Annotated in this window: 25 protein-coding genes; 9 read left to right on the top strand and 16 right to left on the bottom strand. The window is 72.7% G+C overall.

Annotated features, from left to right (window positions below; all coding sequences use genetic code 11):
- The first annotated feature begins 4 nt into the window (after positions 1 to 4).
- Together aroH and AB0J76_RS24950 are read left to right on the top strand one after the other, a co-directional pair.
- Entirely contained in the window at positions 5 to 364 is a 360-nt protein-coding gene (gene aroH, locus AB0J76_RS24955; protein ID WP_352321915.1) for a chorismate mutase, read from the top strand.
- A 91-nt stretch (positions 365 to 455) separates the two neighbouring features.
- A complete protein-coding gene (locus AB0J76_RS24950) occupies positions 456 to 1,550 on the top strand; it encodes a prephenate dehydrogenase (RefSeq protein ID WP_352321913.1) in 1,095 nt (364 codons plus the stop codon).
- A gap of 65 nt (positions 1,551 to 1,615) precedes the next feature.
- Here the strand turns inward: AB0J76_RS24950 and AB0J76_RS24945 are convergent, their stop codons facing one another.
- Positions 1,616 to 2,470 (bottom strand): glycosyltransferase, encoded by an 855-nt coding sequence (locus tag AB0J76_RS24945; RefSeq protein WP_352321911.1) that lies wholly within the window; start codon positions 2,468 to 2,470, stop codon positions 1,616 to 1,618.
- A 118-nt stretch (positions 2,471 to 2,588) separates the two neighbouring features.
- On the opposite strand from AB0J76_RS24945, the gene AB0J76_RS24940 reads away from it, so the two are divergent.
- The 5 genes from AB0J76_RS24940 (at position 2,589) to aspS (ending at position 8,235) form a co-directional block, all read left to right on the top strand.
- Positions 2,589 to 3,194, top strand: coding sequence for a TetR/AcrR family transcriptional regulator (locus tag AB0J76_RS24940; RefSeq protein WP_352321909.1), 606 nt, complete (start codon positions 2,589 to 2,591; stop codon positions 3,192 to 3,194).
- A 13-nt stretch (positions 3,195 to 3,207) separates the two neighbouring features.
- A complete protein-coding gene (locus AB0J76_RS24935; RefSeq protein WP_352321907.1) occupies positions 3,208 to 4,566 on the top strand; it encodes a carotenoid oxygenase family protein in 1,359 nt (452 codons plus the stop codon).
- A 54-nt stretch (positions 4,567 to 4,620) separates the two neighbouring features.
- On the top strand, positions 4,621 to 5,277 hold the full coding sequence (gene cmk, locus AB0J76_RS24930) for a (d)CMP kinase (RefSeq protein WP_352321906.1): 657 nt from the start codon (positions 4,621 to 4,623) through the stop codon (positions 5,275 to 5,277).
- 36 nt (positions 5,278 to 5,313) lie between these two features.
- Complete coding sequence (der, locus tag AB0J76_RS24925) at positions 5,314 to 6,705, top strand: ribosome biogenesis GTPase Der (RefSeq protein ID WP_352321904.1); 1,392 nt, start codon at positions 5,314 to 5,316, stop codon at positions 6,703 to 6,705.
- Between the two features lie 273 nt (positions 6,706 to 6,978).
- Positions 6,979 to 8,235: an aspartate--tRNA(Asn) ligase gene (gene aspS / locus AB0J76_RS24920; RefSeq protein ID WP_352321902.1), complete on the top strand. Its 1,257-nt coding sequence runs from the start codon at positions 6,979 to 6,981 to the stop codon at positions 8,233 to 8,235.
- Positions 8,236 to 8,259: 24 nt separating this feature from the next.
- On the opposite strand, the gene AB0J76_RS24915 is transcribed toward aspS, so the two are convergent.
- The 3 genes from AB0J76_RS24915 to AB0J76_RS24905 are packed head-to-tail and all read right to left on the bottom strand — an operon-like array spanning position 8,260 to position 11,003.
- Positions 8,260 to 9,816: an MFS transporter gene (locus AB0J76_RS24915; protein WP_352321900.1), complete on the bottom strand. Its 1,557-nt coding sequence runs from the start codon at positions 9,814 to 9,816 to the stop codon at positions 8,260 to 8,262.
- A gap of 14 nt (positions 9,817 to 9,830) precedes the next feature.
- Positions 9,831 to 10,484, bottom strand: a complete 654-nt coding sequence (locus AB0J76_RS24910; protein ID WP_352321899.1) for an LppX_LprAFG lipoprotein — start codon at positions 10,482 to 10,484, stop codon at positions 9,831 to 9,833.
- A gap of 60 nt (positions 10,485 to 10,544) precedes the next feature.
- On the bottom strand, positions 10,545 to 11,003 hold the full coding sequence (locus AB0J76_RS24905; protein WP_352321897.1) for a MarR family transcriptional regulator: 459 nt from the start codon (positions 11,001 to 11,003) through the stop codon (positions 10,545 to 10,547).
- Between the two features lie 80 nt (positions 11,004 to 11,083).
- Here AB0J76_RS24905 and AB0J76_RS24900 point away from each other — a divergent pair, with 80 nt between their 5' ends.
- Positions 11,084 to 12,010, top strand: coding sequence for a cation diffusion facilitator family transporter (locus tag AB0J76_RS24900; protein WP_352321895.1), 927 nt, complete (start codon positions 11,084 to 11,086; stop codon positions 12,008 to 12,010).
- Between the two features lie 20 nt (positions 12,011 to 12,030).
- On the opposite strand, the gene AB0J76_RS24895 is transcribed toward AB0J76_RS24900, so the two are convergent.
- Entirely contained in the window at positions 12,031 to 12,705 is a 675-nt protein-coding gene (locus tag AB0J76_RS24895; RefSeq protein ID WP_352321893.1) for a TetR/AcrR family transcriptional regulator, read from the bottom strand.
- A 380-nt stretch (positions 12,706 to 13,085) separates the two neighbouring features.
- Between AB0J76_RS24895 and AB0J76_RS24890 the strand changes: the two genes are divergently transcribed.
- The gene (locus AB0J76_RS24890) at positions 13,086 to 13,586 is read left to right on the top strand and encodes a DUF6326 family protein (protein WP_352321891.1); all 501 of its coding nucleotides are present in this window, start codon (positions 13,086 to 13,088) and stop codon (positions 13,584 to 13,586) included.
- A 79-nt stretch (positions 13,587 to 13,665) separates the two neighbouring features.
- On the opposite strand, the gene AB0J76_RS24885 is transcribed toward AB0J76_RS24890, so the two are convergent.
- From AB0J76_RS24885 to AB0J76_RS24835, 11 genes are all read right to left on the bottom strand, one after another.
- Complete coding sequence (locus AB0J76_RS24885) at positions 13,666 to 14,271, bottom strand: 4'-phosphopantetheinyl transferase superfamily protein (protein ID WP_352321889.1); 606 nt, start codon at positions 14,269 to 14,271, stop codon at positions 13,666 to 13,668.
- A gap of 17 nt (positions 14,272 to 14,288) precedes the next feature.
- Entirely contained in the window at positions 14,289 to 14,987 is a 699-nt protein-coding gene (locus tag AB0J76_RS24880; RefSeq protein ID WP_352321887.1) for a hypothetical protein, read from the bottom strand.
- Entirely contained in the window at positions 14,984 to 16,351 is a 1,368-nt protein-coding gene (locus AB0J76_RS24875) for an MCE family protein (protein WP_352321886.1), read from the bottom strand. Before AB0J76_RS24875 ends, AB0J76_RS24880 begins: the two co-directional genes overlap by 4 nt.
- Positions 16,348 to 17,367 carry an MCE family protein gene (locus AB0J76_RS24870; RefSeq protein ID WP_352321884.1) on the bottom strand — a complete coding sequence of 340 codons (1,020 nt, stop codon included), beginning with the start codon at positions 17,365 to 17,367 and terminating at the stop codon, positions 16,348 to 16,350. Before AB0J76_RS24870 ends, AB0J76_RS24875 begins: the two co-directional genes overlap by 4 nt.
- Positions 17,364 to 18,395: an MCE family protein gene (locus AB0J76_RS24865; RefSeq protein WP_352321883.1), complete on the bottom strand. Its 1,032-nt coding sequence runs from the start codon at positions 18,393 to 18,395 to the stop codon at positions 17,364 to 17,366. The genes AB0J76_RS24870 and AB0J76_RS24865 overlap by 4 nt, the downstream gene beginning before the upstream one ends.
- A complete protein-coding gene (locus tag AB0J76_RS24860; RefSeq protein WP_352321881.1) occupies positions 18,392 to 19,417 on the bottom strand; it encodes an MlaD family protein in 1,026 nt (341 codons plus the stop codon). Before AB0J76_RS24860 ends, AB0J76_RS24865 begins: the two co-directional genes overlap by 4 nt.
- Positions 19,417 to 20,472: an MlaD family protein gene (locus AB0J76_RS24855; protein WP_352321879.1), complete on the bottom strand. Its 1,056-nt coding sequence runs from the start codon at positions 20,470 to 20,472 to the stop codon at positions 19,417 to 19,419. Before AB0J76_RS24855 ends, AB0J76_RS24860 begins: the two co-directional genes overlap by 1 nt.
- A gap of 1 nt (position 20,473) precedes the next feature.
- Complete coding sequence (locus AB0J76_RS24850; protein WP_352321877.1) at positions 20,474 to 21,493, bottom strand: MCE family protein; 1,020 nt, start codon at positions 21,491 to 21,493, stop codon at positions 20,474 to 20,476.
- Positions 21,494 to 21,497: 4 nt separating this feature from the next.
- Positions 21,498 to 22,355 carry an ABC transporter permease gene (locus AB0J76_RS24845; protein WP_352321876.1) on the bottom strand — a complete coding sequence of 286 codons (858 nt, stop codon included), beginning with the start codon at positions 22,353 to 22,355 and terminating at the stop codon, positions 21,498 to 21,500.
- The gene (locus tag AB0J76_RS24840; protein WP_352321874.1) at positions 22,352 to 23,143 is read right to left on the bottom strand and encodes an ABC transporter permease; all 792 of its coding nucleotides are present in this window, start codon (positions 23,141 to 23,143) and stop codon (positions 22,352 to 22,354) included. Before AB0J76_RS24840 ends, AB0J76_RS24845 begins: the two co-directional genes overlap by 4 nt.
- Before the next feature lie 165 nt (positions 23,144 to 23,308).
- Positions 23,309 to 24,703 carry an aminopeptidase P family protein gene (locus AB0J76_RS24835; protein ID WP_352321872.1) on the bottom strand — a complete coding sequence of 465 codons (1,395 nt, stop codon included), beginning with the start codon at positions 24,701 to 24,703 and terminating at the stop codon, positions 23,309 to 23,311.
- Between the last annotated feature and the right edge of the window lie 16 nt (positions 24,704 to 24,719).

Below are 24,719 nucleotides of genomic sequence, written 5' to 3'. Positions count from 1 at the left end.
GCGCATGGTGCGGGCGATCCGCGGGGCGATCCAGGTGGACGCCGACGACCGCGACTCGATCATCCAAGGGACGACCGAGCTGGTCCAGGCGATCATGGAGCGCAACAGCCTGACCACCGACGACGTGATCAGCGTGCTGTTCACCGCCACCCCCGACCTGAAGTCCGAGTTCCCCGCCCTCGCCGCGCGCAAGCTGGGTTTCCACGACGTGCCGCTGATCTGCTGCACCGAGATCGACGTGCCGGGGGCGCTGCCGCGCGTGGTGCGTCTGATGGCGCATGTGGAGACCGACCGTCCGCGGGCAGAGATGCAGCATGTGTATCTGCGGGGCGCGGTGGCGCTGCGGCAGGACATCGCCCAGTAGGCGACCGGCGTGAGCCGGATCGTCGTGCGGCACGTGCCTGACGGACACGGCAGGCAACACTCTCACTAGCCCGATAAATCAGGACATCGATATGGCCTCGGAACTCCGTACCGTGCTCGTCGTCGGCACCGGTCTCATCGGCACCTCGGCGGCCCTGGCGCTGCGCAAGCACGACGTGCGGGTGCTGCTCGCCGACCGTGACGCGGGCGCCGTGCGGCTGGCCAGGGAACTGGGCGCGGGCGAGGAGTGGGAGCCGGAGCGGCTGCCCGCCGGTCAGGTCGACCTGGCGGTCATCGCGGTGCCCCCGGCGCACGTGGCCGACGAGCTGCTGAAGCTGCAGAGCCGCGGCGTGGCCCGGTTCTACACCGACGTCGCCAGCGTCAAGGCCGAGCCCATCCGCATGGCCGCGCGGCTCGGCTGCGACCTGACGACCTACGTCGCCTCCCACCCGCTGGCCGGGCGGGAGAAGTCCGGGCCGGGGGCGGCCAGGGCCGACCTGTTCCTCGGCCGGCCGTGGGCGCTGTGCCCGACCGGCGAGGCCGCCGACGACGCCAGGGCGGCGGTGCTCAGGCTGGTCGAGCTGTGCGGCGCCAACCCGGTCGAGGTGGGCGCGGAGGAGCACGACCGCGCGGTCGCCGTCGTCTCGCACGCCCCCCACGTCGCCGCCTCGGCCGTGGCGGCCCGCCTGGCCGACGCCACCGAGGTCGCGCTCGGCCTGGCCGGGCAGGGGGTGCGCGACGTGACCAGGATCGCGGGCGGCGACCCCGGGCTCTGGCTCGGCATCCTGTCGGGCAACGCGACCCCGGTCGCCGAGGTGCTGGAGGCGGTCTCCCGCGACCTGGCCGAGGCCGCGACCGCGCTGCGCTCCCTGGCCGAGGGCGACGGCACCGCGAGCGGCGACCTCACCCAGCTCCTCAAGCGCGGCGTCGCCGGGCACGGGCGCATCCCGGGCAAGCACGGCGGCCCCGCCCCCGCGTACGTGGTCGTCCAGGTGGTCATCGGCGACCGTCCCGGGCAGCTCGCGCGGCTGTTCCAGGTGTGCGACGAGGTCGGCGTCAACGTCGAGGACGTGCGGCTGGAGCACGCGCCCGGGCTGCCCCTGGGCATCGCGGAGCTGTGGGTCCAGCCGGACGCGGCCGCCCCGCTCGCCGACGCCCTGCGCGAACGCGGCTGGCAGGTCCCCTGACGTCCGCTGACCGGGGGCGTTGAGCACGACGTGACGGGCGGGCGCCGAGCGCGCCGCCCACGGCGTCAGCCGGCCGTGCGTTCCAGCCTGCGGCGGGCGCGTTCCACGGCGACCGGCAGGCCGCGCCGGGCGGCCAGGGCCCTGGGCAGCCGCCGTACGGCGGTGCGCAGCCCCTCCCGGCCCGCCGGACCGGCCAGCAGCGCCTCCAGGGACCGGCGCGCCACCACCGGCCAGGGACGGCGCAGCACGGCGGTCAGCACGGCGTTGCGCGCCGCCAGCGCCTGCCTGCCGCGCGGGTCGCGGGCGGGGGAGGGGTGATGGTGGGCGACGACGTCGTCCACGTAGGCCAGCCCCCAGCCGCGCGCGGCCAGGTCAACGGCCAGCCGTTCCTCCTCGCCGAAGAAGAAGATCACGTCGTCGAAGCCGCCCGCCTCCAGGAACGCCTCCCTGCGCACGACGGCCCCGCAGGCCAGGAAGCCCAGGACGCTCGGCCCCGGCAGGTCGTCCTCGACGCCGAGCGGGGAGTCGCGCATCGCCTGCGACACCGCGTCCAGCCGCTCCTGCGGCCCGACCAGCACGCGCGCGCCCAGCACGGCCAGGCGGGGGTGGGCGTCCAGCACGTCGGCGGCCAGCTCCAGGGCGCCGGGCGCCCACCAGGAGTCGTCGTCGGCGAAGGCGACGTAGGGGGTCTCGGCCAGGCGCACGCCGACGTTGCGGCCCGGCGCGCCCAGGTTGGCCCCCGCCTCGACCACCTGGACGTCGGGGAAGTGCTTGCGGACGAACCCGGCGGTCCCGTCGGACGAGCCGTTGTCGACGAGGATCACCGGCCTCGGGTGGCGGGGGATCGTCCGGGCCAGCGTTCTGACCCGGTCCCTGGTGGCCACCACGACCGTGACCCGCGCTCGGTTCGTCTCCGTCACGCCGGACCTCCTTACCTGGGCCGACGCTCTTACTCCTCGCCGGCGGGATTGACGGCGGGACGCAGGAGGCGTACAAAGGTCGGTAACAGCGTTACCGAAAAGAAACGGTGTTACTCACATGGCGGTCACCGCGTACCGGCAAGCCCAGCAGGAAGGCCAGAGCGTGGTCAGGACGGCCATCCTCGACGCCGCCAAACACCTGCTCGTCGCCGAGGGCCCGGCGGCGCTCACCGTCCGGCGCATCTCCGGCGAGGTCGGCTGCTCCACGAAGGTGATCTACACCCTCTTCGGCGGCAAGGACGGCCTCAGCGAGGCTCTGTGGCTGGAGGGCTTCGCCCGGCTGGAGGCGCGCCTTCTGGCCGTCCCCGCCCCGGACGACCCGCTCCCGGCGCTGCACGCGGGCCTGGCGGCCTACCGCGAGTACGCGCTGGACGAACCCGACTACTACCGGGTCATGTTCCAGAACGCGATGCACGGCTTCCAGCCCGCCCCCGACGCGGTCGCGGCCGGCCGGCGCACCTTCGACATCCTGGTCGAGGCCGTGGCCGCCTGCCTGGAGTCCGGACGGCTGCGCGGGGCCGCCGCCGGCGAGATAGCCGACGTGCTGTGGATGGCGATCCACGGCGCGGTGAGCCTGGAGATCTCCGGCTTCTTCGACAGCGCCGAGGCGGAGCGGCGCTACCGGCTGCTCTACACCTCCGTGCTCACGCCGTTCCTGACCTGAGAGGAAGCGCACGATGACCAGCACCCCCTTCCGCAACGGCTTCGCACCCGCGACGGAGGAGATCACGGCCTTCGACCTGGAGGTCACCGGCCGCATCCCCGCCGAGCTCGACGGCCGCTACCTGCGCAACGGCCCCAACCCGCTCAGCCTCGACGACCCGGCCGCCACCCACCTGTTCATGGGGGAGGGCATGGTCCACGGCGTGCGGCTGCGCGGCGGGCGGGCCGAGTGGTACCGCAACCGGTGGGTGCGCAACGCCGAGGTGGCCCGCCGGCTGGGCGAGCCGCCGGCGCCGGGCCCGGTGCACGCGGGCATGGACTTCGCGGCCAACACGCACGTCATCGGCATCGCCGGGCGCACGTTCGCGACCGTCGAGGCGGGCGGGCTGCCGTACGAGCTGAGCTACGAGCTCGACACGGTCGGCGCGTGCGACTTCGTCGGCGGCCTGCCCGGCGGGTACGCCGCCCACACCCACCTCGACCCGGTCACCGGCGAGCTGCACGCGATGGCCTACTTCGCCGGCTGGGACCACCACCAGCACATCGTGATCGACCCCAAGGGCGTGGTCGCCCAGGTCAGGGACATCCCGGTCGCCGACCGCCCGATGCTGCACGACTTCGCGCTGACCCGCCGGCACGTCGTGATCTACGACCTGCCGGTCACGCTCAGCATGGCCCACGCCGAGCGCGGCGCGCCGCTGCCGTACGCGTGGGACGACGCCCGGCCCGCCCGGCTCGGCCTGCTCTCCCGCGAGACCGGCGACGTGCGGTGGGTGGAGATCGACCCGTGCTGGGTCTTCCACACCCTCAACGCCTACGACGACGGCGACCAGGTCGTGGTGGACGTCGTCCGCTACCCCAAGCGGTTCGTGGACGCCCGGCTCGACCTCGGCGGCGCCCCCACGCTCGACCGGTGGCGCATCGACCCCGTCGCGGGCCGGGTCACCACCACCCGCCTGGACGACCGTCCCCAGGAGTTCCCCCGCATCGACGAGCGCCGCACCGGCAGCCCGTACCGCTACGGCTACACCGCTGCCGCCGCCGACCTGCACGACGTGATCTACCCGGCCGCCGAGCTGGAGGACCTGCCGGACGAGGCGTTCGACAACACGCTCATCAAGCACGACCTGGAACGCGGCACGCAGGAGGCGCGGCGGTTCGGGCGCGGCGCGTACGTGGGGGAGCCGGTCTTCGTGCCCTCCGGCGCCGCCGAGGACGACGGCTACCTGCTCACCTACGTCAACGACCCGGCCAGGGGAGCGGCCGACCTGGTGATCCTGTCGGCCCAGGACTTCACCGGCGAGCCGGTCGCGGTCGTGCACCTGCCCGCCAGGGTCCCGCTCGGCTTCCACGGGAGCTGGATCGCGGACTGACCGGAGGCGGTAGCCTCTTCAGGTTGGGGAAACACACGTGAAGAGGGAGAGGCCGTGTCCGGTCTGGTCGTCGCCATGGACGGTCCTTCGGGGTCGGGCAAGTCGAGCGTGTCGCGCGGGGTCGCCCGTGCGCTGGGCCTGCGTTACCTCGACACCGGGGCCATGTACCGGGCGATGACGTGGTGGATGCTCCGGCAGGGCGTCGACCTGGCCGATCCCGAGGCGATCGCGGCCCGTTGCGGCGAGCCGTCCATCGTCTCCGGCACCGACCCCGAGGGCCCCGCGATCCTGGTCGACGGCGTCGACGTGGGCGGGCCCATCCGGGAGGCCGAGGTGACCGGCGCGGTCTCCGCCGTGGCCGCCGTCCCCGAGGTGCGCAGGCGGCTGGTCGCGCTGCAACGGGAGATCGCCGCCGCCGGTGACATCGTGGTCGAGGGCCGCGACATCGGCAAGGTCGTCTGCCCCGACGCGCCCGTCAAGGTCTACCTGACGGCCAGCGCCGAGGCCCGCGCCCGCCGCAGGAGCGCCGAGCTGGCCGGCTCCACGGTGGAGGCGCAGCAGGCCGCCATGGCCCGGCGTGACACCCTGGACTCGACACGTAAGACGGACCCACTCTCGATGGCGGATGGCGCCGTCGAGCTCGACACCACCGCGCTGAACCTCGAAGAGGTCATCGCGGAGGTGCTGAGGCTGGTCAAGGAGCGCACCTGACCTCCAGGTGCGGTACTCACCTAAGGATGAACAACCATGTCAACGGGGGATTGGGTCGAGGCTGACCTCGACGAGCTGGAAGTCACCGAGCACGGCGACACCACGCCTCTGCCGGTCGTGGCCATCGTGGGCCGCCCCAACGTGGGCAAGTCCACGCTGGTCAACCGCATCATCGGCCGCCGCGAGGCGGTCGTGGAAGACGTGCCGGGCGTCACCCGCGACCGCGTCACCTACGACGCCAACTGGCGCGGCCGCCGCTTCACCGTCGTCGACACCGGCGGCTGGGACCCCGACGCCACCGGCATGAACCTGCGCATCGCCGAGCAGGCCCAGGTCGCCGTCGAGCTGGCCGACGTGATCGTGTTCGTGGTCGACGCCACCGTGGGCGCCACCGACGCCGACGAGATCGTGGGCGCGGTGCTGCGCCAGTCGGGCAAGCCGGTGCTGCTGGCCGCCAACAAGGTCGACAACCAGCAGCTGGAGCTGGAGGCCGCCGCGCTGTGGTCGCTCGGGCTGGGCGAGCCCTACCCGGTCTCGGCACTGCACGGCCGCTCCAGCGGCGACCTGCTCGACGTGGTGCTCGACGCGCTGCCCGAGACGCCGCAGCTGACCTTCGGCGGCGAGCGCGGCCCGGCCCGCGTGGCGCTGCTCGGCAAGCCCAACGTGGGCAAGTCCTCGCTGCTCAACAAGCTGGCGGGGGAGGAGCGGGTGCTGGTCGACCCGATGGCGGGCACCACCCGCGACCCGGTCGACGAGCTGATCGAGCTGGGCGGGCGCACCTGGCGCTTCGTCGACACCGCCGGCATCCGGCGGCGCGACCGCGAGCTGCAGGGCGCCGACTTCTACGCGGCCATGCGCACCCGCGCCGCGCTGGAGCGCTCGGAGGTGGCGATCGTGCTGATCGACGCCAGCGAGCCGCTCACCGAGCAGGACCTGCGGATCATCGGCCTGGTGATCGAGTCGGGGCGGGCCATGGTGGTGGCCTTCAACAAGTGGGACCTCGTCGACGAAGACCGCCGCTACTACCTGGAGAAGGAGATCGACCGGCAGCTCGTGCGCACCCCGTGGGCGCTGCGGGTGAACATCTCCGCCAAGACCGGCCGCCACATGGACCGGCTGGTGCCGGCGCTGGAGAAGGCGCTCGACTCCTGGTCCACCCGGGTCCCGACGGCGCGGCTCAACGCGTTCCTCACCGAGCTGGTGCACGCGACGCCGCCGCCCGTCCGGGGTGGCAAGCAGCCGAAGATCCTGTTCGCCACGCAGGCGTCCGTCGAGCCGCCCAAGTTCGTGCTGTTCACCTCCGGCTGGCTGGAGGACACCTACCGGCGCTTCATCGAGCGGCGCATCCGTGAGGAGTTCGGGTTCGCCGGGTCGCCGATCGACGTCACGATGAAGATCCGCGAGAAGCGCCCCAAGAAGGACAAGTAACGGCGTTGCCGTATCATCTACGGCAACACGTGGACGGAGACGAGTAGCCAGCGGGCCGCACGGGCCCAGAGAGCCGCCGGCAGCTGTGAAGGCGGTCCCGTGTCCGCTGGTGAAGACACTCCTGAGTGCGGGGAGGAAATGCCCCGCCGGCTGACCCCCGTCACCGGGTCGTGGAGGCCGCCCCTCGCGGGGCGGCGAAAGTGCGGTGGCACCGGGAGCTCCCTTCTCCCCCGCACTCCCAAGGGGTCATGCATTTCCTGCAGAGGAGCTGTAATGATCTCTCGTGTCCTGTCGGCGTCGCTCGCTGAGCACGCCGGCCGACGAGTGACGATCGCCGGCTGGGTCCATCGCCGCCGGCACCTGAAATCCGTCTCCTTCCTGGTCGTACGCGACCGTGCCGGGCTGGCCCAGGTGGTCAGCGCGGACGGGGAGCTGCCGCCGGAGGAGAGCGTCGTCCGGGTCACCGGCACCGTGACCCCGGCCGGGCAGGCTCCCGGCGGGGTCGAGCTGACCGGGCCGGAGATCGAGGTCCTGGCCGAGCCCGCGCAGGCGCCGCCGTTCGACCTCTACCGGCCGGTCGTGGCCGCGACGCTGCCGACGGTCCTCGACCACGCGCCCGTCGCGCTGCGGCATCCGCTGCTGCGGGCGCCGCTGGAGATCTCGGCGGCGAGCGTGGCCGGGTTCCGCGAGACGCTGGACGGCCTCGGGTTCACCGAGATCCACACGCCCAAGATCGTGGCCTCGGCCACCGAGTCCGGCGCGAACGTCTTCGGCATCGACTACTTCGGCCGCCGCGCCTACCTCGCGCAGTCGCCGCAGTTCTACAAGCAGACGATGGTCGGGGTGTTCGAGCGGGTCTACGAGGTCGGGCCGGTCTTCCGCGCCGAGCCGCACGACACCGTCCGCCACCTGGCCCAGTACACCAGCCTCGACGCCGAGCTGGGGTTCGTGGCCGACCACCGGGACGTGATGGCGGTGCTGCGGGAGGTCGTCGCCGGCATGGTCGAGTCGGTGCGCCGCCGGGCCGGATCAGCCGTCGAGGCGGCCGGGGCCGTGCTGCCGGCCGTGCCCGCCGAGATCCCGGCCGTGCACTTCACCGAGGCCCAGCGGCTGACCGGCGAGGACGAGCCCGACCTGTCACCGGCCCAGGAACGGTGGTTGTCGGACTGGGCGCTGCGCGAGCACGGGTCGGAGTTCCTGTTCGTCACCGGCTACCCGATGTCCAAGCGGCCGTTCTACACCCATCCCGACCCGGCCAGAGCGGGCTACTCCAACGGCTTCGACCTGCTGTTCAGGGGCCTGGAGCTGGTGACCGGCGGCCAGCGCCTGCACCGGTACGACGACTACGTCCAGGCCCTGGACGGGGACGTGGAGCCGTACGAGGGCTACCTCCAGGCGTTCCGGTACGGGATGCCGCCGCACGGCGGGTTCGCGCTCGGCCTGGAACGCTGGACGGCCCGGCTGACCGGCGCCGCCAACATCCGGCAGACCACCGCCTTCCCCCGCGACCTGCACCGCCTGTCGCCCTGACCGGCGGCGCCGCCTGATCCGCGGTCAGGATTCGGGGTCGGGGGCGGCGTCCGCGAGGGCGGGCGCCGCCTCCGGCAGGGCGCGGCGGGGCATGAGCAGCGCCACCGCCGCCCCCAGCAGGCAGACGAACGCCGTGAGCAGGAACATCTCGGTGTACTCGACGTGCAGGGCGGCGTCGACCTGGGCCAGGTAGTCGGCCAGCCGCCGCTGGTAGGTCTGCGCGTCCACGCCGAACGGCAGCGGCGTGTCCAGGTCGGCGGTCAGCGACTGGAACCGGTGGAAGCCCCACGCCGACACGCCCGCCACGCCGACGAGCATGCCCATCATCCTGGCCACCACGACCGCCGCCGAGGCGACGCCGTGCTGGACGGCCGGGCTCACCCGCAGGACCGCCGACGAGACCGGCGCGATCACCAGCCCGAGGCCGAGCCCCGCCACGACCAGGTCGGCGTCCACGGCCAGGCCCGCTGCGGCCAGGTCGAGCGGCCAGCGGCTCATCAGCCAGTATCCGGCCGCGGCGAGCAGCAGGCCGGGCACCGCCACCGCGCGTTCGCCGGCCCGCCGGGCCAGCACGCCGCCGAGCAGCGCGCCCACGGCCAGCGCGCCGAGGAACCGGGCCAGGACCAGCGCCGCGCCCAGGGCGTCCTTGTCCAGCAGCGTCTGGGCGGCGAACTGCACGAACACCATCGTCACCAGCAGGGCCGCGCCCGCCAGGAAGCTCACGCCCAGCGTCGCCAGCAGCGGTGACTTGCGGGCGGCCGACAGGTCGAGCAGCCGGACGGGGGAGCGGATCTCCCACCAGACGAACACGCCGCCCGCCACCGCGCCGGCCGCGATCACCGGCGGCCCCCACGGCGGCAGCACGGTCGTGGCCGGGTCGGGGTTGTACAGGCCGACGACCAGGAGGGCCAGCGCCAGCGCCAGCAGCGCACCCCCGACGACGTCGACGCGGGCCGTGCCGGACGGCGGCCCGGCCGGGACCGTACGCTGCACGGCGACGGCGGCCAGGGCGGCGAGGGGCACGTTGACCCAGAAGATGGCGTGCCAGCCGCCCAGCTCCACGCCCGCGACGGCGACCGGCGGGACCAGCGCCAGCACGCCGCCGTACAGGGGGCCGAGGGCGCTGCCCAGCTCCTGCGCCGCGCCCACCGCGCCCAGCGCGAGCGGCCGGTCGCGCGCCTCCCACAGGTCGCCGATCAGCGCCATCGTGATCGGCAGCAGCGCCCCGCCCGCCACGCCCTGGACCGTACGGCCCGACACCACCATCGCCTCACCGGCCGCCAGCGCGGTCAGCACCGAGCCGAGCGCGAACGCCGCCAGGCAGGCGTGGATCAGGGGCCGCCGGCCGTGACGGTCGGAGAGCTGGCCGAGCAGCGGCATCGCGGCGACATAGCCGAGCAGGAACCCGGTGACGACCGGCGTGACCCGCTCCAGGTGGTTCTGCGGCACGCCGACGTCGTGGGCGATGTCCATCAGGACCGTCACGACCACGTAGGCGTCGAGCGCGGCCAGCAGCACCACCGCGCCGCCCGCGCCGAGCGCGACCCGGCGGGCGCGGTCCGCCGGGACGTTCCGGCTCACCCGGCTCACCCGGCTCACCCGGACGGGGGCGGCGTGATCGTGACCGGCGCGTCGTAGTCGCTGAACGTCACCGTCACCGTGCCGTTCTGCAGCGGCAGGCTCACCTTGGTGAGCCGGTTGGTGGCCTTGTCGATCCAGACCTTGCCGTTGACGCCCTGCGTGACGCCCGGGACGATCTGCCCGACGACCTGCCCGGAGAACGTCGTGGCCACCCGGTACGAGCCGTCCTCGACCGCCTCCACCCTGGGGTCGGTCGCCGAGGCGAGCAGCTGCGCGATGCCCTTGGCCGGGTTGAGGATCACCGACGGGTCGTAGAACTGGGCGAGCTGCTGCCTGGTCATCGTCTGGAAGCCGCCGGTCGGCCCCTTGAAGTGCACGGTGTCGCCGATCACGGCGAAGGTGATCTCCTGCAGGGTGCCCAGCACCTCCAGCGTGATTGTGCCGTCGGCGTCGCCCGCCGAGGTGAGCCTGCCGTCGGCCTTCTTGAGCGGCACCTGGGGCTTGCCCTCCGTGGCGATCGAGAAACCGGCCGACCTGACGGCCTTCATGGCCTCCGACGACTTCTTCATCAGGTCGGGCCCGGCGGGGAGCTCGTCACCCCCGCCGCCACCCGCGGAGCAGGCCGGCATCAGCGCGAGCACGACAACGATCAGCAGCTTTCGGAGCATGAGCGGATCGTAGCGAGCGCCCGGGAACGCCGGTGAGCCGTCGCCGATATCGGTTGGGCCTCAGCGCAGCTTCTTCAGATGGTCGACGATGGGCCCGAACGCCTGCTCCAGGGCTTCCAGCTGGTCGTCGGTGAGCCGGTCGACGAAATGCTCGCGCACGCTCGCGACGTGGTCGGGCGCCACCCGCTGGATCGTGGCCCAGCCCTCGTCGGTCAGGACGGCGAACGTGCCGCGCCGGTCGTCGCGGCAGTCTTCCCTGGTGACCAGCCCTTTGGCCTCCATGCGGGAGATCTGGTGCGACAGCCTGCTGCGCGACTGGATCGTGGCGTCGGCCAGGTCGCTCATCCGCATGCGCCGCTCGGGGCTCTCGGAGAGGTTGACCAGGATCTCGTAGTCGTTCAGCGAGAGCTGGTGCTCCTGCAGCTCCCGGTCGAGGCGGTGCATGAGCAGCTTGTGCAGCGCGAGATGCGTACGCCAGGCACGCTGTTCGGCGGGGGAAAGCCAGCGGGGCGCGCTCATGATCCCCAATCTATCGCACGCCCCCGACGATGCGGCTACCTGCGGGGGGCCGTCGCGCAGGGCCGCCGTACAGTGAGCTGATGGAGGAGAAGTCGGGGGAGAGCCTGGCGACCGTGCTGGTCGCGGGCGCCGCGAACCTGACCATCGCCCTGGCCAAGCTCGTCGCGGGGCTGATCGGCGGTTCGGCCGCGATGTTGTCCGAGGCGGCCCACTCGGCCGCCGACACGATGACCGAGCTGCTGCTGCTGGTCTCCGTACGCCGGGCGGGCAAGCCGCCGGACGAGCGCCACCCGTTCGGCTACGGCAAGGCGGGGTTCTTCTGGGCGATGATGGCGGCGGTCGCGACGCTGGTCGGCGGGGCGGGGTTCTCCGTCACCCACGGGCTGCACGAGATCAGCCACGGCGAGGAGCTGGGCAACCTCACGCCGTCCTACGTCGTGCTGGCCGTCTCGTTCGTGATCGAGGGCATCTCGTTCACCAAGGCGTACTCGCAGTTGCGCGCCGAGGCCGGCAGGTACAAGGTGCGTCCGACGCGGCTGGTGCGCATCACGTCCGACACCGCGCTCAAGGCCGTGCTGTTCGAGGACGCCGCCGCGCTGGTCGGCCTGGTGATCGCGGCGCTCGGGCTGCTCGGCTCGCAGTGGTCCGGCTCGGCCCTGTGGGACGGCGCGGCCTCGGTCGCCATCGGCCTGCTCCTGCTGGTGGTCGCGCTCATCCTGATCCAGTCGAACCTGTCGCTGCTGATCGGCCAGGCCGCCCCCAGGCAGATCGAGGTCGGCATCCGCGCAGTGCTGCTGGCCCAGCCCGAGGTGGACGACGTGGTCGAGCTGCTGACGATGATGATCGGGCCGGGTTCCATCATGGTCGCCGCGAAAATCGACTTCCGGGACGAGGCGAGCGCGGCGGGCGTGGAGATCGCCTGCGACGAGATCGACCGGCGGCTGCGCGACCGCTTCTCCGGCGTCACCCTCGTCTTCCTGGACCCCACCCCCACCCGCCGCCGCTAGCGACGTCACCGGACGGAGGCTCACGCAGGCATTCTCAGGCGCTCGAGGGCGGCCAGGACGAGGTCGAGGCCGAAGGTGAACTCCTCCGCCGGGTCGTAGCCGGCAGCGGCGAGCACCGCGGCGGACTCGTTGAGGTAGGGGAACTCGTCAGCAGGAAGCTGGGGCAGGAAGACGTCCTCGGTCATGTCCGCGAACTCGTCGGGGGTGTCGAACGGCAGGCTGGCTTCCTGCAGGGCGAAACCGTAGACATAGCTGTCGAGCAGCCAGTTGGCGTGCGTCGCCATCAGGACCGGGAAGCCGGCCCGCCGCAGGCAGGCGGTGACCGCTTCGCGGTGGCGGAGGTTCGCGGGCCCCGGCGATGTCCGCGACTCCATCAGGCCGATCGCCCACGGGTGGCGTGCGAGAACCTGCCGGGCGGATGCCGCCCGGCGTCGCATCGCCGACTGCCAGTCGGTCTCTTCGGGCGGGAGCTCGATCTCCTCGAACACGAGGTCGATCATGGCGTCCAGCAACTCTTCCTTGCTCGCCACGTAGTAGTAGAGCGACATCGCGCCCGCGCCGAGCGCGCCGGCCAGCCGGCGCATGCTCAGCCCGTGGACCCCCTCGCGGTCGGCGAGCCGGACCGCCTCGGCCACCACCCGTTGCCTGCTCAGCGCCGCGTCCGACGTCCCCTGGCGTTGTTCCCTCGCGGACACGGGTCTCCTCTCGCGCGCTCGAGCGGCTTGACAATCGTCCGGCGCACGGTCATGGTACAGCGTACTACCTGTAGTACAGCGTACGACGTACGATGTACGAACCAGCCGGAGTCGTAGCTCGGACGTGAGGAGGCTGCTGTGGGAACCGAACAGCGATCGAGTGCCGGAGCACGCCTGATACCGGGGACGAGTCCGGCCGCGGCGACGACGATGCGGGCCGCCGGCCGGCACCGTTACGGCCTGCCCCCAGTGCTCGAGTCGGCCGAGGCCCGGGCTACCGCTGCCCGGTCGAGGCGATGTGCTCGTCCAGGTGGGCGCGGCCTCGGTACATCCCTGCCGCCAGTCCGGCTGCGGGACCGCTTCTCCCGAAAGAAGAACCGATGACCATCCGAGCGAAAACCCCGAACCTGCTCGACAACCGGTCGGTCCCCGTGCACGCCAAGCTCGCCGCCGCATGGACCAGCTTCATGTTCCTCTACATCTACGTCGACTACTTCCACCTCCACAAGCCCGGCGTCATCGACAACCTCCGTGCCGGCGTCGTCTTCGAGTTCGACGTCAGCCCGACGTTGTTGACCATGATGCTCGCGTCCGTGGCGATCCCGGCCCTGATGGTGATGCTCTCCATGACGCTGCCCGCCCGGGTGAACCGCGCTGCGAACCTCGTCGTCGCATCGCTCTACATCCCCTACTCGGTGTTCAACGCGGTGGGGGAGTCCTGGGAGTGGGCCCCCTTCTACGGCCTCTCCATCGGAATCGAGGTGCTGCTCCTGGCCTTCGTCCTGCGCTCCGCCTGGACCTGGCCGCGAACCCCCGCCGTCCCGGCCGGTCCCGCGGCGGCCGCCCTTCGTCCCGGCGGGATGCCCACGCACCCGGCCTGACAGCGTGCCTGCCGGAGGACGGCCCCACCGCCTGGCCGCCCTGCTCGTCCGGCTCCGAACCTGATCCGAGAAACGGTCCCTAGCCGGGCCCTCGGAACGACGGGACGGGAATGCGTTCGGCCGGCGTGTCGGTGACGACGGCGACCCTGATGTCCGGGGCGGCCCGCCATTCCAGCAGGTGGCCGACCGGCAGCGGGTCGACGCCGGTCGTGCGCAGCTCGTCCAGGGTGAGCTCGCCGCGTTTGACCAGGGCTTCCTTACGGGTCCAGTGGCGGATCAGGTCGTCGTTGCCGGTCACCAGGGCGCGTTCGGCGGGGGTGAGCGCGTGGTCGGCCAGGCCCTCGTTCAGCGGGCCCGGCGGCACGTGCTCGGCGTCCACGCCGACCCGGCCGGGGCCGGCCGCGGCGCACACGTAGCCGCGGGTGTGGCTGAAGCTCACGCCCAGGCCGGGGGCCTCGCGCAGGTACGGCCTGCCGTGGCCGGGGCCGTGCACCTCGCAGTGCTGCAACAGGGTCAGCCCCTCCGGCGGGAGGTCGAGCACGGCCGCGGCGCATAGGCGTACGAGCAGGTGGGCCGCGACGAAACAGGCGCGGTCGGCGGGGAAGACGAACCGGTCGGCGCGTTCGCGCTCGGCCTCGGTCAGCCACGTCTCGGGGGCGCGCACCTCTTCGGGTCGGCCGCCCATCGCCAGGGGGACGATCGTCAGTCCTTCTTCGCCGCGGGGTCGTCGAGCTTGTACTGGTCCTCCGAGGCCGCGCCGAGCACGGTCACGTCCTGGACCTTCCAGGCGCCCTTCTGCTTCACAAGCGTGATCTTAAGGTGCGAATCCTTCACCGAGCGAATCGCCTGGGCGGTGTTCACCTGCTGGTCCACGACGACGATGGCGTGCGCGGTGGCCTCGTCGGCGTCGGCCAGGTAGACCTCGCGGACCTTGGCCTGGGAGACGGCCTTGAGCTTGACGATCACCTGGGACATCGCGCCGCCGAACGCCGCGTCGTAGGTGGCCTGGAAGTCGCCCGTGGCCTGGGCGGACAGGGTCGAGCGGGTGCTCTGGAGGTCCTTGTAGTCGTAGCTGAGCAGGGCCTGGCTGAAGGCGCTCGCGGCGCCGGAGACCTCCAGGCGCAGGGCGCGTTCGCTCTCCAGGCGGGCCAGCGCGTCCCGGGCCCGGGAGGCGTCGATCCACTGCAGCACGGCCGTGGCCGCGACGGCCGCCGCCAGCATCGCCGCCAGCGCGCCGAACACCCGCGTCCGCGTGAACCGCCCACCCGCGGCCGTCCCCGACACCGGCCCGTCCCCCGCGGCCTCGGTGGGGATCTCCGTGGGGGCCTCAGCGGGAGCCTCAGCGGGGGCCTCGGTGTCGGGAACGGTGTCCGGGGCGGTGAGGTGGTGGTCGGTGGTCATGGTGACTCCTCACGGCGGCGGGCTGCCCGGCCCGCCGCGATCCAGCCCACGATGCCACCACTCACCACGACGGCGAGGAAGATCGCGACAATCAGCGGCGTGGGGCTCGGTGGGGTACGGGACGCGTCGCCGGCGGCGGCCACGCTGCTCGACGACGCCGGGGACGGCGGCTCGGGCGCGCCGGACTTCTTCTTGACGGCCTTCGGGCCCTCGGCGTCGGGCCCGCCGGTGTCCCGGTCCGTCCTCGACGCGCCGGGGTCCGGGCTGGCGGGGGTGTGCTGGGTGGCCCTGGAGGTTTCGTGCGAGGTGCCGGCGGGGGTGGGGGAGGGGCAGGTGGCGAGCCGGGGGACGTGGGGCGGGCCGACGGGGCCCGCGTACTCCTCGGCCGGGGTCGGCCCGCCGGGCACGCTGAAGATGAACGACGCCTTGCCGTACACAGTGTCCCCCTGCCGTTCGCTGATGTCGTCGGCCAGGCTCAGCGCGGTCGGCATGACGCTCAGCAGGTGGTGCACGTCCTTCTCGGTCGCGGCGGAGAAGGCCGGTCGGTGCGGCAGCCCGGCGGCGGTCAGCAGGCAGGAGAACCCGGGCCTGGACCTCCTGATCGCCGCGTCGAGCCGGGCGAACACGCCGGGGCCCTGGTCGAGGAAGGCGTTCAGGTCCGTACGTGAGGCCCGCAGCGAGCCCGTGACCGCGCTCAGGTCCGTGATGCCGGCGGCCAGCCGGTCCTTCCGGCCGGCCAGCGTGTGGGTGAGCCGGGTGAGCTGCACCGACAGGTCGTCGAGGGTCCGGGAGTCGTCGGCCAGGGTGGCGGTCAGGTCGTGGGCGTTCTCGATGACGGCCCTGATCGCGGGCGCGCGCCCGTCCAGGGCGGTGGCCAGCTCGTGGGTGATCGTCTCGGCGTCGCCGGCGGGCACCGCGTCGAGCAGCCTGCCCACGCCCTCGAACAGCTTGCGGTAGTCCAGCGGCACGGCGGTCCGCGACAGCGGGATGGTGTCGCCGGGCGCGAGGGAGGCCCCGCCCACGCCGCGGGCGGGCGGCGACAGCTCCACGTACGGCTCCCCGACCGCGGACTTGCGGCGCACCTCGGCCGTGCTGTCCTTGGGCAGCCTGATCTCCTTGTCGATGTCCAGCCCGACGACGATCTTCCCCGGCGCCAGCCGCACGTCGCCGATCCTGCCGACCCGCACCCCCAGGTACGCCACGTCGAAGCCGCGTACGAGCCCGGGGGAGGAGGCGAACTCGGCCGACACCCGGTACGGCCGCTCGATCACGTCGAGCCGGATGATCGTGCTGAACGCCCAGATCGTCATGACCACGCCGAGCAGCACGAAGAAGCCGACGTTCAGGTGCACCCGGTGCCTCATCGCGGCGGCTCCCACAGCAGGCGGAAGTCGCTCAGCCGGTCGGCGGCCTTCCTCGCGGCCTCGGCCCCCTTGTTCCGGGGCAGCAGCAGGCCCTTCAGCCAGACGTAGATCAGCACCTGGCCGTTGACCGTGATCGGCGGCGCGTCGATGAACGCCTGGATCCGCGCCACCAGCCCCTTGAGGTCGTCCTTGCCCCGCTGCATGGCCGAGGAGACGGCCTCCAGCTCGCGCAGCAGCGTGCGCAGCCGGGCGGCGTGCCGCGGGTACACGGTGAGGTTGGCCTCCCTGGCCAGCTCGGTCAGCGCCACGACGGCCCGCTTGACGTGCTTGCGGCCGTGCGCGACGCGGCTGGTGGCGGCGGCCAGGACGCCGGGCAGCCGGTCCAGCTCGTCGCTGCCCTCGGCGAGGTCGTCGCCGAGCCTGGCCAGCGCGTCGATGCCGGTCGCCAGGTCCCGCCGGGCCGCGGCGTAGGCGTCGGTGACCTCGGCGGTGCGCCGGATCAGCTGGTTGACGTCGGCGCCCTTGCCGGCGAACGCGGTGGAGGCGGCGTCCAGGATCGCGTTGACGTCCTGGGCGCCGAGCGCCTCGACGAGCGGGCCGGCCTTGGCGGTGACCTGCTCGATGTCCGGTTCGACCGAGGTGTCGGCGATCGTGGCCCCGTCCGCCAGGTACGGGCCCGTGGCCAGGTCCCGGCCCGCGGGCGGGCTGAGCAGGACGTAGTTCTCGCCCAGCACGGACGTCTTGGCCACGGTCGCGGTGCTGCCCACGGGCACCCGGTGCGCGGACTGGATCGACATCGTCACCCTGGCCCGGTATCCCTCCAGCCGGATGCCGGTCACCGTGCCCACCCGGACGTCGGCGATCTGCACGCTGTGCCCGGCCACCAGGCTCTGGACGTCGTCGAAGGTGGCGTTCAGCGTCAGGTCGCCGGTGGTCGCGCCGAGCGTGCGCAACGAGCAGGACGCGGTGAGCACCAGCGCGGTGAGCACCAGCGCGAGCAGCGGGCGGGCCCTCATCGGGCGGCCCTCTTCCGCTCGAAGGGACAGTTGCTCAGCCCGGCCGGCAGGCACGGCACCTCGCCCAGGTTCAGCGCCTGGAACAGCGGCGTCAGCCAGGTCCTGGTCATCGCGTTGAGCACGACGCGGATCTTCAGCACGTGCTGGTCCCGGTCCCAGGAGTCGATCAGCACGTCGGCCAGGTCGGCCGCGCCCTTGACCGCCCGCGCCATGGACTCGCTGTTGGCCCGGACCGTCAGCACCAGCTCGGCCAGCGTGCTCGCGGCCCGCGGCAGGCGTGCGGAGTAGGCCTCGATGATCAGGTCGCCGCGCCGGACGAAGCCCGCCATGTCCGCGACGAAGCCGCGCAGGCGCTGCCGTTCCTCGGCCAGGATCGCGCCGGCCTCGGCGAAGGAGTCGATCGCGCCGGTCACCTGGTCCTGCCGCCTGTTGAGGCCGGTGGCGAGCCGGTTCAGGCCCTTGGCCAGGGCGACGAGCTGCTCGTCCTGGCGGGCCAGGGTGTCGGTGAGGCGGGCGGTGCCGTCGATCGCGGCGTTGATCGTCCGGCCGCGCCCCCGTAGGCCGTCGGCCAGGTTGCCGGCCACGTCGCCCAGCTTCTCGCCGTCGAGGGCGTCGGTGAGCCTGGTGAAGGCGGCCAGGGCGTCGTCGATCTCCACGGGCAGTTCGGTGCGCTCCGGCGGGATGACGGCGCCGGGCGCGATCCGCCGGTCGCCCGGCTTCCACGGCGGGTACAGCACGACGTTGCGCTCGCCCAGCGTGTTCTGCGGCGCGACCACGGCCTTGACCCCGGCCGGCAGCGGCACCTCGCGGTCGACCAGCAGCTCGACCCGTACCTTGTCGCCGTCGATGCGGATCTTCTCCACGCGCCCGGCGTCCAGCCCCATGACCTTGACCCGGGCCTGCTCGTACAGGGAGGGCGTCTTGCGGAAGACCGCCACCAGCCGGTACGGCTGCTCGCCCAGCACCGAGCAGCCGCCGTTCGCCGCCAGCAGCGTCCCGGCCAGCAGGACCGGCAGGAGTCGTCTCATCGGTCGCCCTTCCTGTCCTTGGCCACGGCGGCCAGCACCTCGGGGTCGATCGGGCCGAGTCCGGTGGCCACGGCCTCCAGCCACGGCCCCTGACCGCCCATGGTGGCCAGGCCGGAGAACGTCGGGCCCGCCCAGGCCAGCAGCGAGTTGAGCCGCTCGCCGCTGCCGCTGAGGCGGCTGGTGACGGCCGAGGTGTCGTCCAGGATCCGGATCAGGGCCCGCTCGTGCTCGTCGATCAGGCGGGTGGTGCTGCGCACCAGGCCGCTGCCGTCGCCGAGCAGGGTGCGCAGCTCCTTCCTGCGGGCGCGCAGCTCGTTCAGCATGATCTGGACGGCGTCGATGAGCCGGCCGAGCTGGCGGTCCTTCCGCTCCAGCACGTCCATGATCTTCGTGCCGTTGTCGAGCAGCCGCTGGAGTTGCGGCTCGCTCCTGCTCACGGTGTCCGACAGGTCGCCGATGTTCTTCAGCAGCCTGCTCACCCGGCCGCGCCGGGAGGTGTCGATCCTGCCCAGCTCGGTGAGCAGGTCGTCCACGGCGTCGGTGTCGAGCCGCCGGACCAGCCGGGTGGCGTCGTTGACCGCGTCGTTGACGAGCGTCGGCACCCCGGTCCGGTCCACGGGGATGCGTCGCCGCGCCTCGGGGAGCTGGTCGAGGTACGGGGCGGCGACCGGGCCGGTGAGCTTGACGTAGCGGCCGCCGAGCAGGTTCGACAGGGCGATGTCGGCGCGGGTGGACCGGCCGAGCCGCACGCCGTCGTCCACCTTCCAGGTGACGACCACGTTGCCCCGGGCGTAGTCGGCGCGCACCTCGGTGACCTTGCCGACCCGCACCCCGGCCACCCGCACGTCGTTGCCGGTGCGCAGGCCGCCCGAGTCCACGAAGACGCCCGACACGTAGTAGCCGCCTTCCAGCAGTCCCAGGTTGCCGACCAGGAACGTGGCGACCAGCAGCGCGCCCAGCACGGCCACCGACACCAGGCCCACCACGACCTTGTTCCGGTCCCGGAACGACCTGACCGCCATCACCGGCCCACCAGCAGCCTGCGCAGGTCCTTCTCGCTCTGGACCCGGGTGTTGCGCAACGGCGGCGGCGACCGCATGGGGTACGGGCACGGCGAGGGGCCCAGCGCCAGGCAGGGCACGGCGGTGATGAAGTAGTGCCCGCGGTCCACGGTCGAGTACGCGCGGGCGAACAGCGGCTGGAACGTGCTGACCGTCCGGTCGATCTCGCGGACGTGCCGCCGGATGCCGCCGGTCAGCCCGGACAGGTTCTCCACCACCCGGCCCAGCTCGCCGGCGTTCTTCCCGATCACCTCGTCGGAGGTGCGGAAGGTGGCCGACAGCTCGACGAGGGCGTCGTCCACCAGCTCGCGGTTGCCGGCGAACGCCTCCGAGAGCGTCACCAGGTCGTCCACCAGCCGTTCGATCTGCCGGTCGCGCCGGGCCACCACGCCGGTGACCGTCGCGTAGTCCTTCAGCAGCTTCTCGATGGTCGCCCTGCGCTCGCTGAGCGTGCCGGTGACGGCGTCGACGTTGTCCAGCAGCCGCGGGATGTTCCGGTCGTTGCCCTTCAGCGACCTGGCCGCGGCGGTGAGGAGCCGGTTGATCTGCTCGGGGTCCAGGCTGCGGGTCAGCGGGCCGAGGTCGCCGACCAGCTCGCCGACGTCCACCACGGACGAGGTGCGCACGATGCGCGACCCCGGCGCCAGCCGGCCCGGCGCGGTGCCCGGCAGCAGGTAGACCACGCGCTGGCCGATGGCGTTGCGCCAGCGTACGGCCGCCTCGGTGTCGGTGGGCACCCGGACCTCGTCCCGCACCTCCAGGGTGACCTCCGCCCGGCCGGCCACCACCTCGATCGACCGCACCCGGCCGACCGGCGCTCCGGCGATCTTGACCTCGTCGCCCTCGGTCAGCCCCGACACGTCGTCGAACGCGGCCACCAGCCGGTAGCCGCCGCCGGTGCCGACCCGGGCGACCTGGACGGCGATCAGCACGATGAGCGACATCGTCAGGCCGACGAACAGGGCGAACCGGACGAACGTCCACCTGCGCACGACCCGCGTCCTGGAGACCGCCACCTCAGCGCCTCCCGTCGGTGCGGCCGCAGACGCCGACGACCAGCTCGCAGACGTCGGTGGCGACGAACGCCTCGACCTGGAGCATGCCGCTGCCGTCCGGCCCCGGTGTCTCGATCAGCTCGTTGAGCAGGTCCACCAGCCTGCCCAGCCCGCGTACGCCGTCACCGGCCAGGCCGAGCTGGGCGTAGACGAGGGCGGCCACGCGCTCGCCGGAGTGCACGGCCGCGCGCAGGTCCTGGCGGTGCGCGCGCAGGCCGTGCGCGGCCAGCGCGGAGACGGAGGTGATCTCCTGGAGCAGGGCGCGCACCTTGTCGGCCCGCCGCAGCAGGTCGGGGGTGATGACGTCGGCGTCGGAGGCGATCGAGACCAGCTCGTCGCCCTTGTCGGACAGGGCCGTGCCGAGCGCGGCGGCGTCGTGCAGGAACCGCCGGGCCCGCTCCCGCTGCCGGTGGGCGACGCCGACGACCGTGCCGGCGTCGCCGATCAGCTCGCGCAGGTTGCGGCCCTCGCCGTCCAGGCCCTTGGCCAGGGTGTGCACGATGACCGTGACCTCGCGGGGATCGACGGCGTCCAGGCCCCGGTAGGCGTCGCCGAGCGTGCCGGACAGGTCGAGCGGCTCCTCGGTGCGGGTGATGACCGCGCCGCTGCCCAGGTAGGGCCCGGTGGCCTCGCCGGGGCCCGGCCGCAGGTCGATCATCTTCGGGCCGAACACCGACAGCGGCTCGACGGCCGCGACGGTGGTCCGCGGCACCTTCACGCCGGGCTGGAGGTGCATCGTGACCACGGCCCGGCCCCTGGCGTCCAGGGTCACGTCCGTCACGTCGCCGACGGTGATGCCACGGATCTTGACCTTGGAGTTGGTGTCCATGCCCTGCCCGGCCCGGCCGAACACCGCCTCGATCCGGGTGCCGCGCGCCTCGGTGGCGCCGCGCACGACCAGGAACGTCGCCGCGGCCAGCGTCAGGACGACGCCCAGGGCGATGCCGAGGCGGACGGCGAGCGGAAGTTCGGATCGGGACACCGGCTCACCCCGTCAGCGGAATGTTGCCGCCGCCGCCCCAGAACAGGAACGACAGCAGCAGGTTCAGCAGCACGATCGTGACGATCGACTGGCGGATGGCGCGCCCGGCCGCCACGCCCACGCCCACCGGCCCGCCGGTGGCGTGGAAGCCGTGGTAGCAGTGGATCACGATGACGGCGAAGGCGAAGATCCCGACCTTGACCAGACTGTAGACGATGTCGCTGACCGGCAGGTACAGGTAGAAGTAGTAGTCGTAGGCGCCGGGCGCCAGGCCGAACAGCGCCGTGCACATCAGGCGGGTGGCGAAGAAGCTGGCGAACAGCGCGATCAGGTAGATCGGCAGCAGTGCCAGCAGCGCCGCCACCACGCGGGTGCAGATCAGGTAGGTGAAGGCGTTGATGCCCATCACCTCCAGCGCGTCGATCTCCTCCGAGATGCGCATCGCCCCGAGCTCGGCCGTGAACGCCGAGCCCACCTGCGCGGCCAGCGCGGTCGCGGCGATGATCGGGGTGATCTCGCGGACGTTGGCGAAGCTGCCGATCAGCCCCACGAACGACTCCGCGCCGATGGCCTGCAGCCCCTGGTAGCCCTGCAGGCCCACGGTCGCGCCCACGACGAACGCCATCGTGAACACCACGAAGATCATGCCGCCGCCGACGACGGTCGCGCCCACCCCCACCACGACGTCGCTGACCTGCCTGATCACGACCTTGCGGTAACGCAGCCGCAGGACGACGTCGCGGACGGAGTAGAAGAGCACCTTCCCCACGAACAGCGGCCAGTCGGCCGGCGTCGCGAGCCGCTCGGCCAGGCGCCGCCCGCGGCGGGCGAGCCCCGGCCCGGCCGCCGGCGCCGCCGTCACATCGACCTCGGCGGGTAGGCCAGGAAGTAGACGGCCGAGATCACGTAGTTGAACGTGAACACCAGCATGAACGTCAGCACGGTCGCCTGGTTGACCGCCCGTCCCACGCCCACCGGGCTGGTCGCGCACGTCATGCCCTTGTAGCAGGCCACGGCGGCGGCGACGAAGCCGAAGATCCACGCCTTGAACAGGGTGACGTACAGGTCGGAGGCGACGACCAGGGACAGCGCGCCGTCGAAGTACGCGCCCGGCGTGACGCCCTGCACCACCACGTTGAAGAAGTAGCCGCCGCTCGCGCCGGCCAGGATGACCAGCGGGCACAGGCAGACCGCGACCGTGGAGGCGGCCCACATGCGCGGCGTGACCAGGCGGTGGACGGGGTTGACCGACATGACCTCCATGGCGCTCAGCTCGTCGCGGATGTGCCGCGCGCCGATGTCGGAGGTCATCGCGCTGCCGCCGGCCCCGGCGATCAGCAGCGCGCTGGCCAGCGGCGCCACCTCGCGGATGAGGCCGACGAACACCGCGCTGCCGGTGGCCGAGCCGGCGCCGAGCTGCCAGGCCAGCTCGCCCACCTGCAGCGCCACGGTCGCGCCCAGCGGCAGGGAGACGAGCAGCACCGGGACGCTGGTGACCTTGGCGAGGAACCAGCACTGGTCGACGAACTCCCACCACCAGTTCCGCACGTCCCAGGTGCGGCGCAAGCCCTCCAGGACGATGACGAACAGCTCGCCCACCTGGCCCAGGAGCGACCCGGCCGCGCGCCCGACGTACCCGGTCGGGGCCATCAGGCGCCCGTCCGCACGCGTGTACCCGCCATGACCACCTCCGGCTACGGATCAGTCACCTTACTGACGGGTTGTCTAGTAGTCGATGCCTTGTCGGGAATTTGCGCAAAAGCTATGAGACCCGGGTCACACCTTGTCAGCCACCTACGAAAAGTGACCGGGCCGTCACGAACGGACGACGTTCATCCAGGACTCGATCTCGTCGGGGTGGCGGGGGAGCGCCTTGGACATCAGGGTGGCGCCCTCGGCGGTGACCACCAGGTCGTCCTCGATGCGGATGCCCATGCCGCGCAGCTCGGCGGGCAGCGTCAGGTCGTCGGGCTGGAAGTACAGGCCGGGCTCGACCGTCAGCACGTTGCCCTCCTCCAGCACGCCGTCGAGGTAGACCTCGGCCCGCGACCTGGCGCAGTCGTGCACGTCGAGGCCGAGCATGTGGCCGCTGCTGCACAGCGTGTAGCGCCGGTACAGGCCCGACTCCATGAGGGCGTCGGGGGAGTCCTTCAGCAGACCCCAGTCGTGCAGGCCCTCGCAGACGACGCGCATGGCCGCCAGGTGGAAGTCGCGGAAGCTCGCGCCGGGCTTCAGCGCCGCGATGCCGGCGTCCTGGGCGGCCAGCACCAGCTCGTACGCCTGCCGCTGCGCAGCGGTGAACCGGCCCGACAGCGGGAACGTCCGGGTGACGTCGGCGGTGTAGAGGGTGTCGGTCTCGACGCCGGCGTCCAGCAGCAGCAGGTCGCCCTCGGCCAGCGCGCCGTCGTTGCGGATCCAGTGGAGCACGCAGGCGTGGGCGCCGGAGGCCACGATGCTGTCGTAGCCGACCGCGTTCCCCTCCAGGCGCGAGCGCAGCCCGAAGACGCCCTCCAGGTAACGCTCGCCGCGCGGGTGGCCGAGGGCCGCGGGCAGGGCGCGCACGACGTCCTCGAAGCCGCGCACGGTGGCGTCCACGGCCGACTGCAGCTCGCCGACCTCCCACTCGTCCTTGACCAGCCGCATCTCCGACAGGAACACCTCCAGCTCGGCGTCGCCGCCGCCCGCCGGCACCAGCGCGTCGACGGAGGCGTCGACGCCGCGCAGCACCCGGGCCGGGCCCTGCGGCCGCAGGTCGCGGATGTGCGCGCACTCGATCTGGTACAACTCCGACGCCTCAGCCAGGTCGGGCCTGCGGCCCACCCAGAACTCGCCGTAGCGGCGGTCGCGGTAGAACTCCTCGCCCTCCTCGCGCGGCGAGCGCGGGCGCACGTACAGCACGGCCTGCCCGGACGGCTCGATGACCAGCACGTCGCCGGGCTCGCCCGCGCCCGTCAGGTAGGAGTACGCGCTGTGCGGACGGAACCGGTAGTCGCTGTCGTTGCTGCGCACCTTGAGCGTGCCCGACGGGACGACCAGCCGCTCACCGGGGAAGCGCGCGGCCAGCGCCGCCCTGCGCCGGGCCGCCCAGGGGGCGATCGGCAGCGCGGTCACGCCGGTGCGCCGGGTGTCGGCCCAGCCGGTGCGCATGAACGCGGCCAGCTCCGGGGTGATGGGCAGGTCGTGGCTTCCGGTGTTGAGCTGCTCGGTCATCGATGCCTTCCACGTC

The sequence above is a fragment of the Nonomuraea sp. NPDC049624 genome (genome assembly GCF_040675255.1).
In the GTDB taxonomy this organism is placed as follows: Bacteria; Actinomycetota; Actinomycetes; order Streptosporangiales; family Streptosporangiaceae; genus Nonomuraea.
The sequence above is the reverse complement of the archived record's forward strand: the minus strand, read 5'-3'. Positions and strand labels throughout refer to the sequence as shown.

Bases quoted from the DNA above. Each gene is read 5' to 3' on its own strand.
- aspS (WP_352321902.1), top strand. From the start codon at position 6,979: ATGATCTCTCGTGTCCTGTCGGCGTCGCTCGCTGAGCACGCCGGCCGA.
- AB0J76_RS24935 (WP_352321907.1), top strand. From the start codon at position 3,208: ATGACCAGCACCCCCTTCCGCAACGGCTTCGCACCCGCGACGGAGGAG.
- AB0J76_RS24890 (WP_352321891.1), top strand. From the start codon at position 13,086: ATGACCATCCGAGCGAAAACCCCGAACCTGCTCGACAACCGGTCGGTC.
- AB0J76_RS24905 (WP_352321897.1), bottom strand. From the start codon at position 11,003: ATGAGCGCGCCCCGCTGGCTTTCCCCCGCCGAACAGCGTGCCTGGCGT.
- der (WP_352321904.1), top strand. From the start codon at position 5,314: ATGTCAACGGGGGATTGGGTCGAGGCTGACCTCGACGAGCTGGAAGTC.
- AB0J76_RS24885 (WP_352321889.1), bottom strand. From the start codon at position 14,271: ATGGGCGGCCGACCCGAAGAGGTGCGCGCCCCCGAGACGTGGCTGACC.
- AB0J76_RS24870 (WP_352321884.1), bottom strand. From the start codon at position 17,367: ATGAGGGCCCGCCCGCTGCTCGCGCTGGTGCTCACCGCGCTGGTGCTC.
- AB0J76_RS24880 (WP_352321887.1), bottom strand. From the start codon at position 14,987: ATGACCACCGACCACCACCTCACCGCCCCGGACACCGTTCCCGACACC.
- AB0J76_RS24950 (WP_352321913.1), top strand. From the start codon at position 456: ATGGCCTCGGAACTCCGTACCGTGCTCGTCGTCGGCACCGGTCTCATC.
- AB0J76_RS24860 (WP_352321881.1), bottom strand. From the start codon at position 19,417: ATGGCGGTCAGGTCGTTCCGGGACCGGAACAAGGTCGTGGTGGGCCTG.
- aroH (WP_352321915.1), top strand. From the start codon at position 5: ATGGTGCGGGCGATCCGCGGGGCGATCCAGGTGGACGCCGACGACCGC.
- AB0J76_RS24840 (WP_352321874.1), bottom strand. From the start codon at position 23,143: ATGGCCCCGACCGGGTACGTCGGGCGCGCGGCCGGGTCGCTCCTGGGC.
- AB0J76_RS24910 (WP_352321899.1), bottom strand. From the start codon at position 10,484: ATGCTCCGAAAGCTGCTGATCGTTGTCGTGCTCGCGCTGATGCCGGCC.
- AB0J76_RS24835 (WP_352321872.1), bottom strand. From the start codon at position 24,703: ATGACCGAGCAGCTCAACACCGGAAGCCACGACCTGCCCATCACCCCG.
- AB0J76_RS24900 (WP_352321895.1), top strand. From the start codon at position 11,084: ATGGAGGAGAAGTCGGGGGAGAGCCTGGCGACCGTGCTGGTCGCGGGC.
- AB0J76_RS24875 (WP_352321886.1), bottom strand. From the start codon at position 16,351: ATGAGGCACCGGGTGCACCTGAACGTCGGCTTCTTCGTGCTGCTCGGC.
- AB0J76_RS24865 (WP_352321883.1), bottom strand. From the start codon at position 18,395: ATGAGACGACTCCTGCCGGTCCTGCTGGCCGGGACGCTGCTGGCGGCG.
- AB0J76_RS24940 (WP_352321909.1), top strand. From the start codon at position 2,589: ATGGCGGTCACCGCGTACCGGCAAGCCCAGCAGGAAGGCCAGAGCGTG.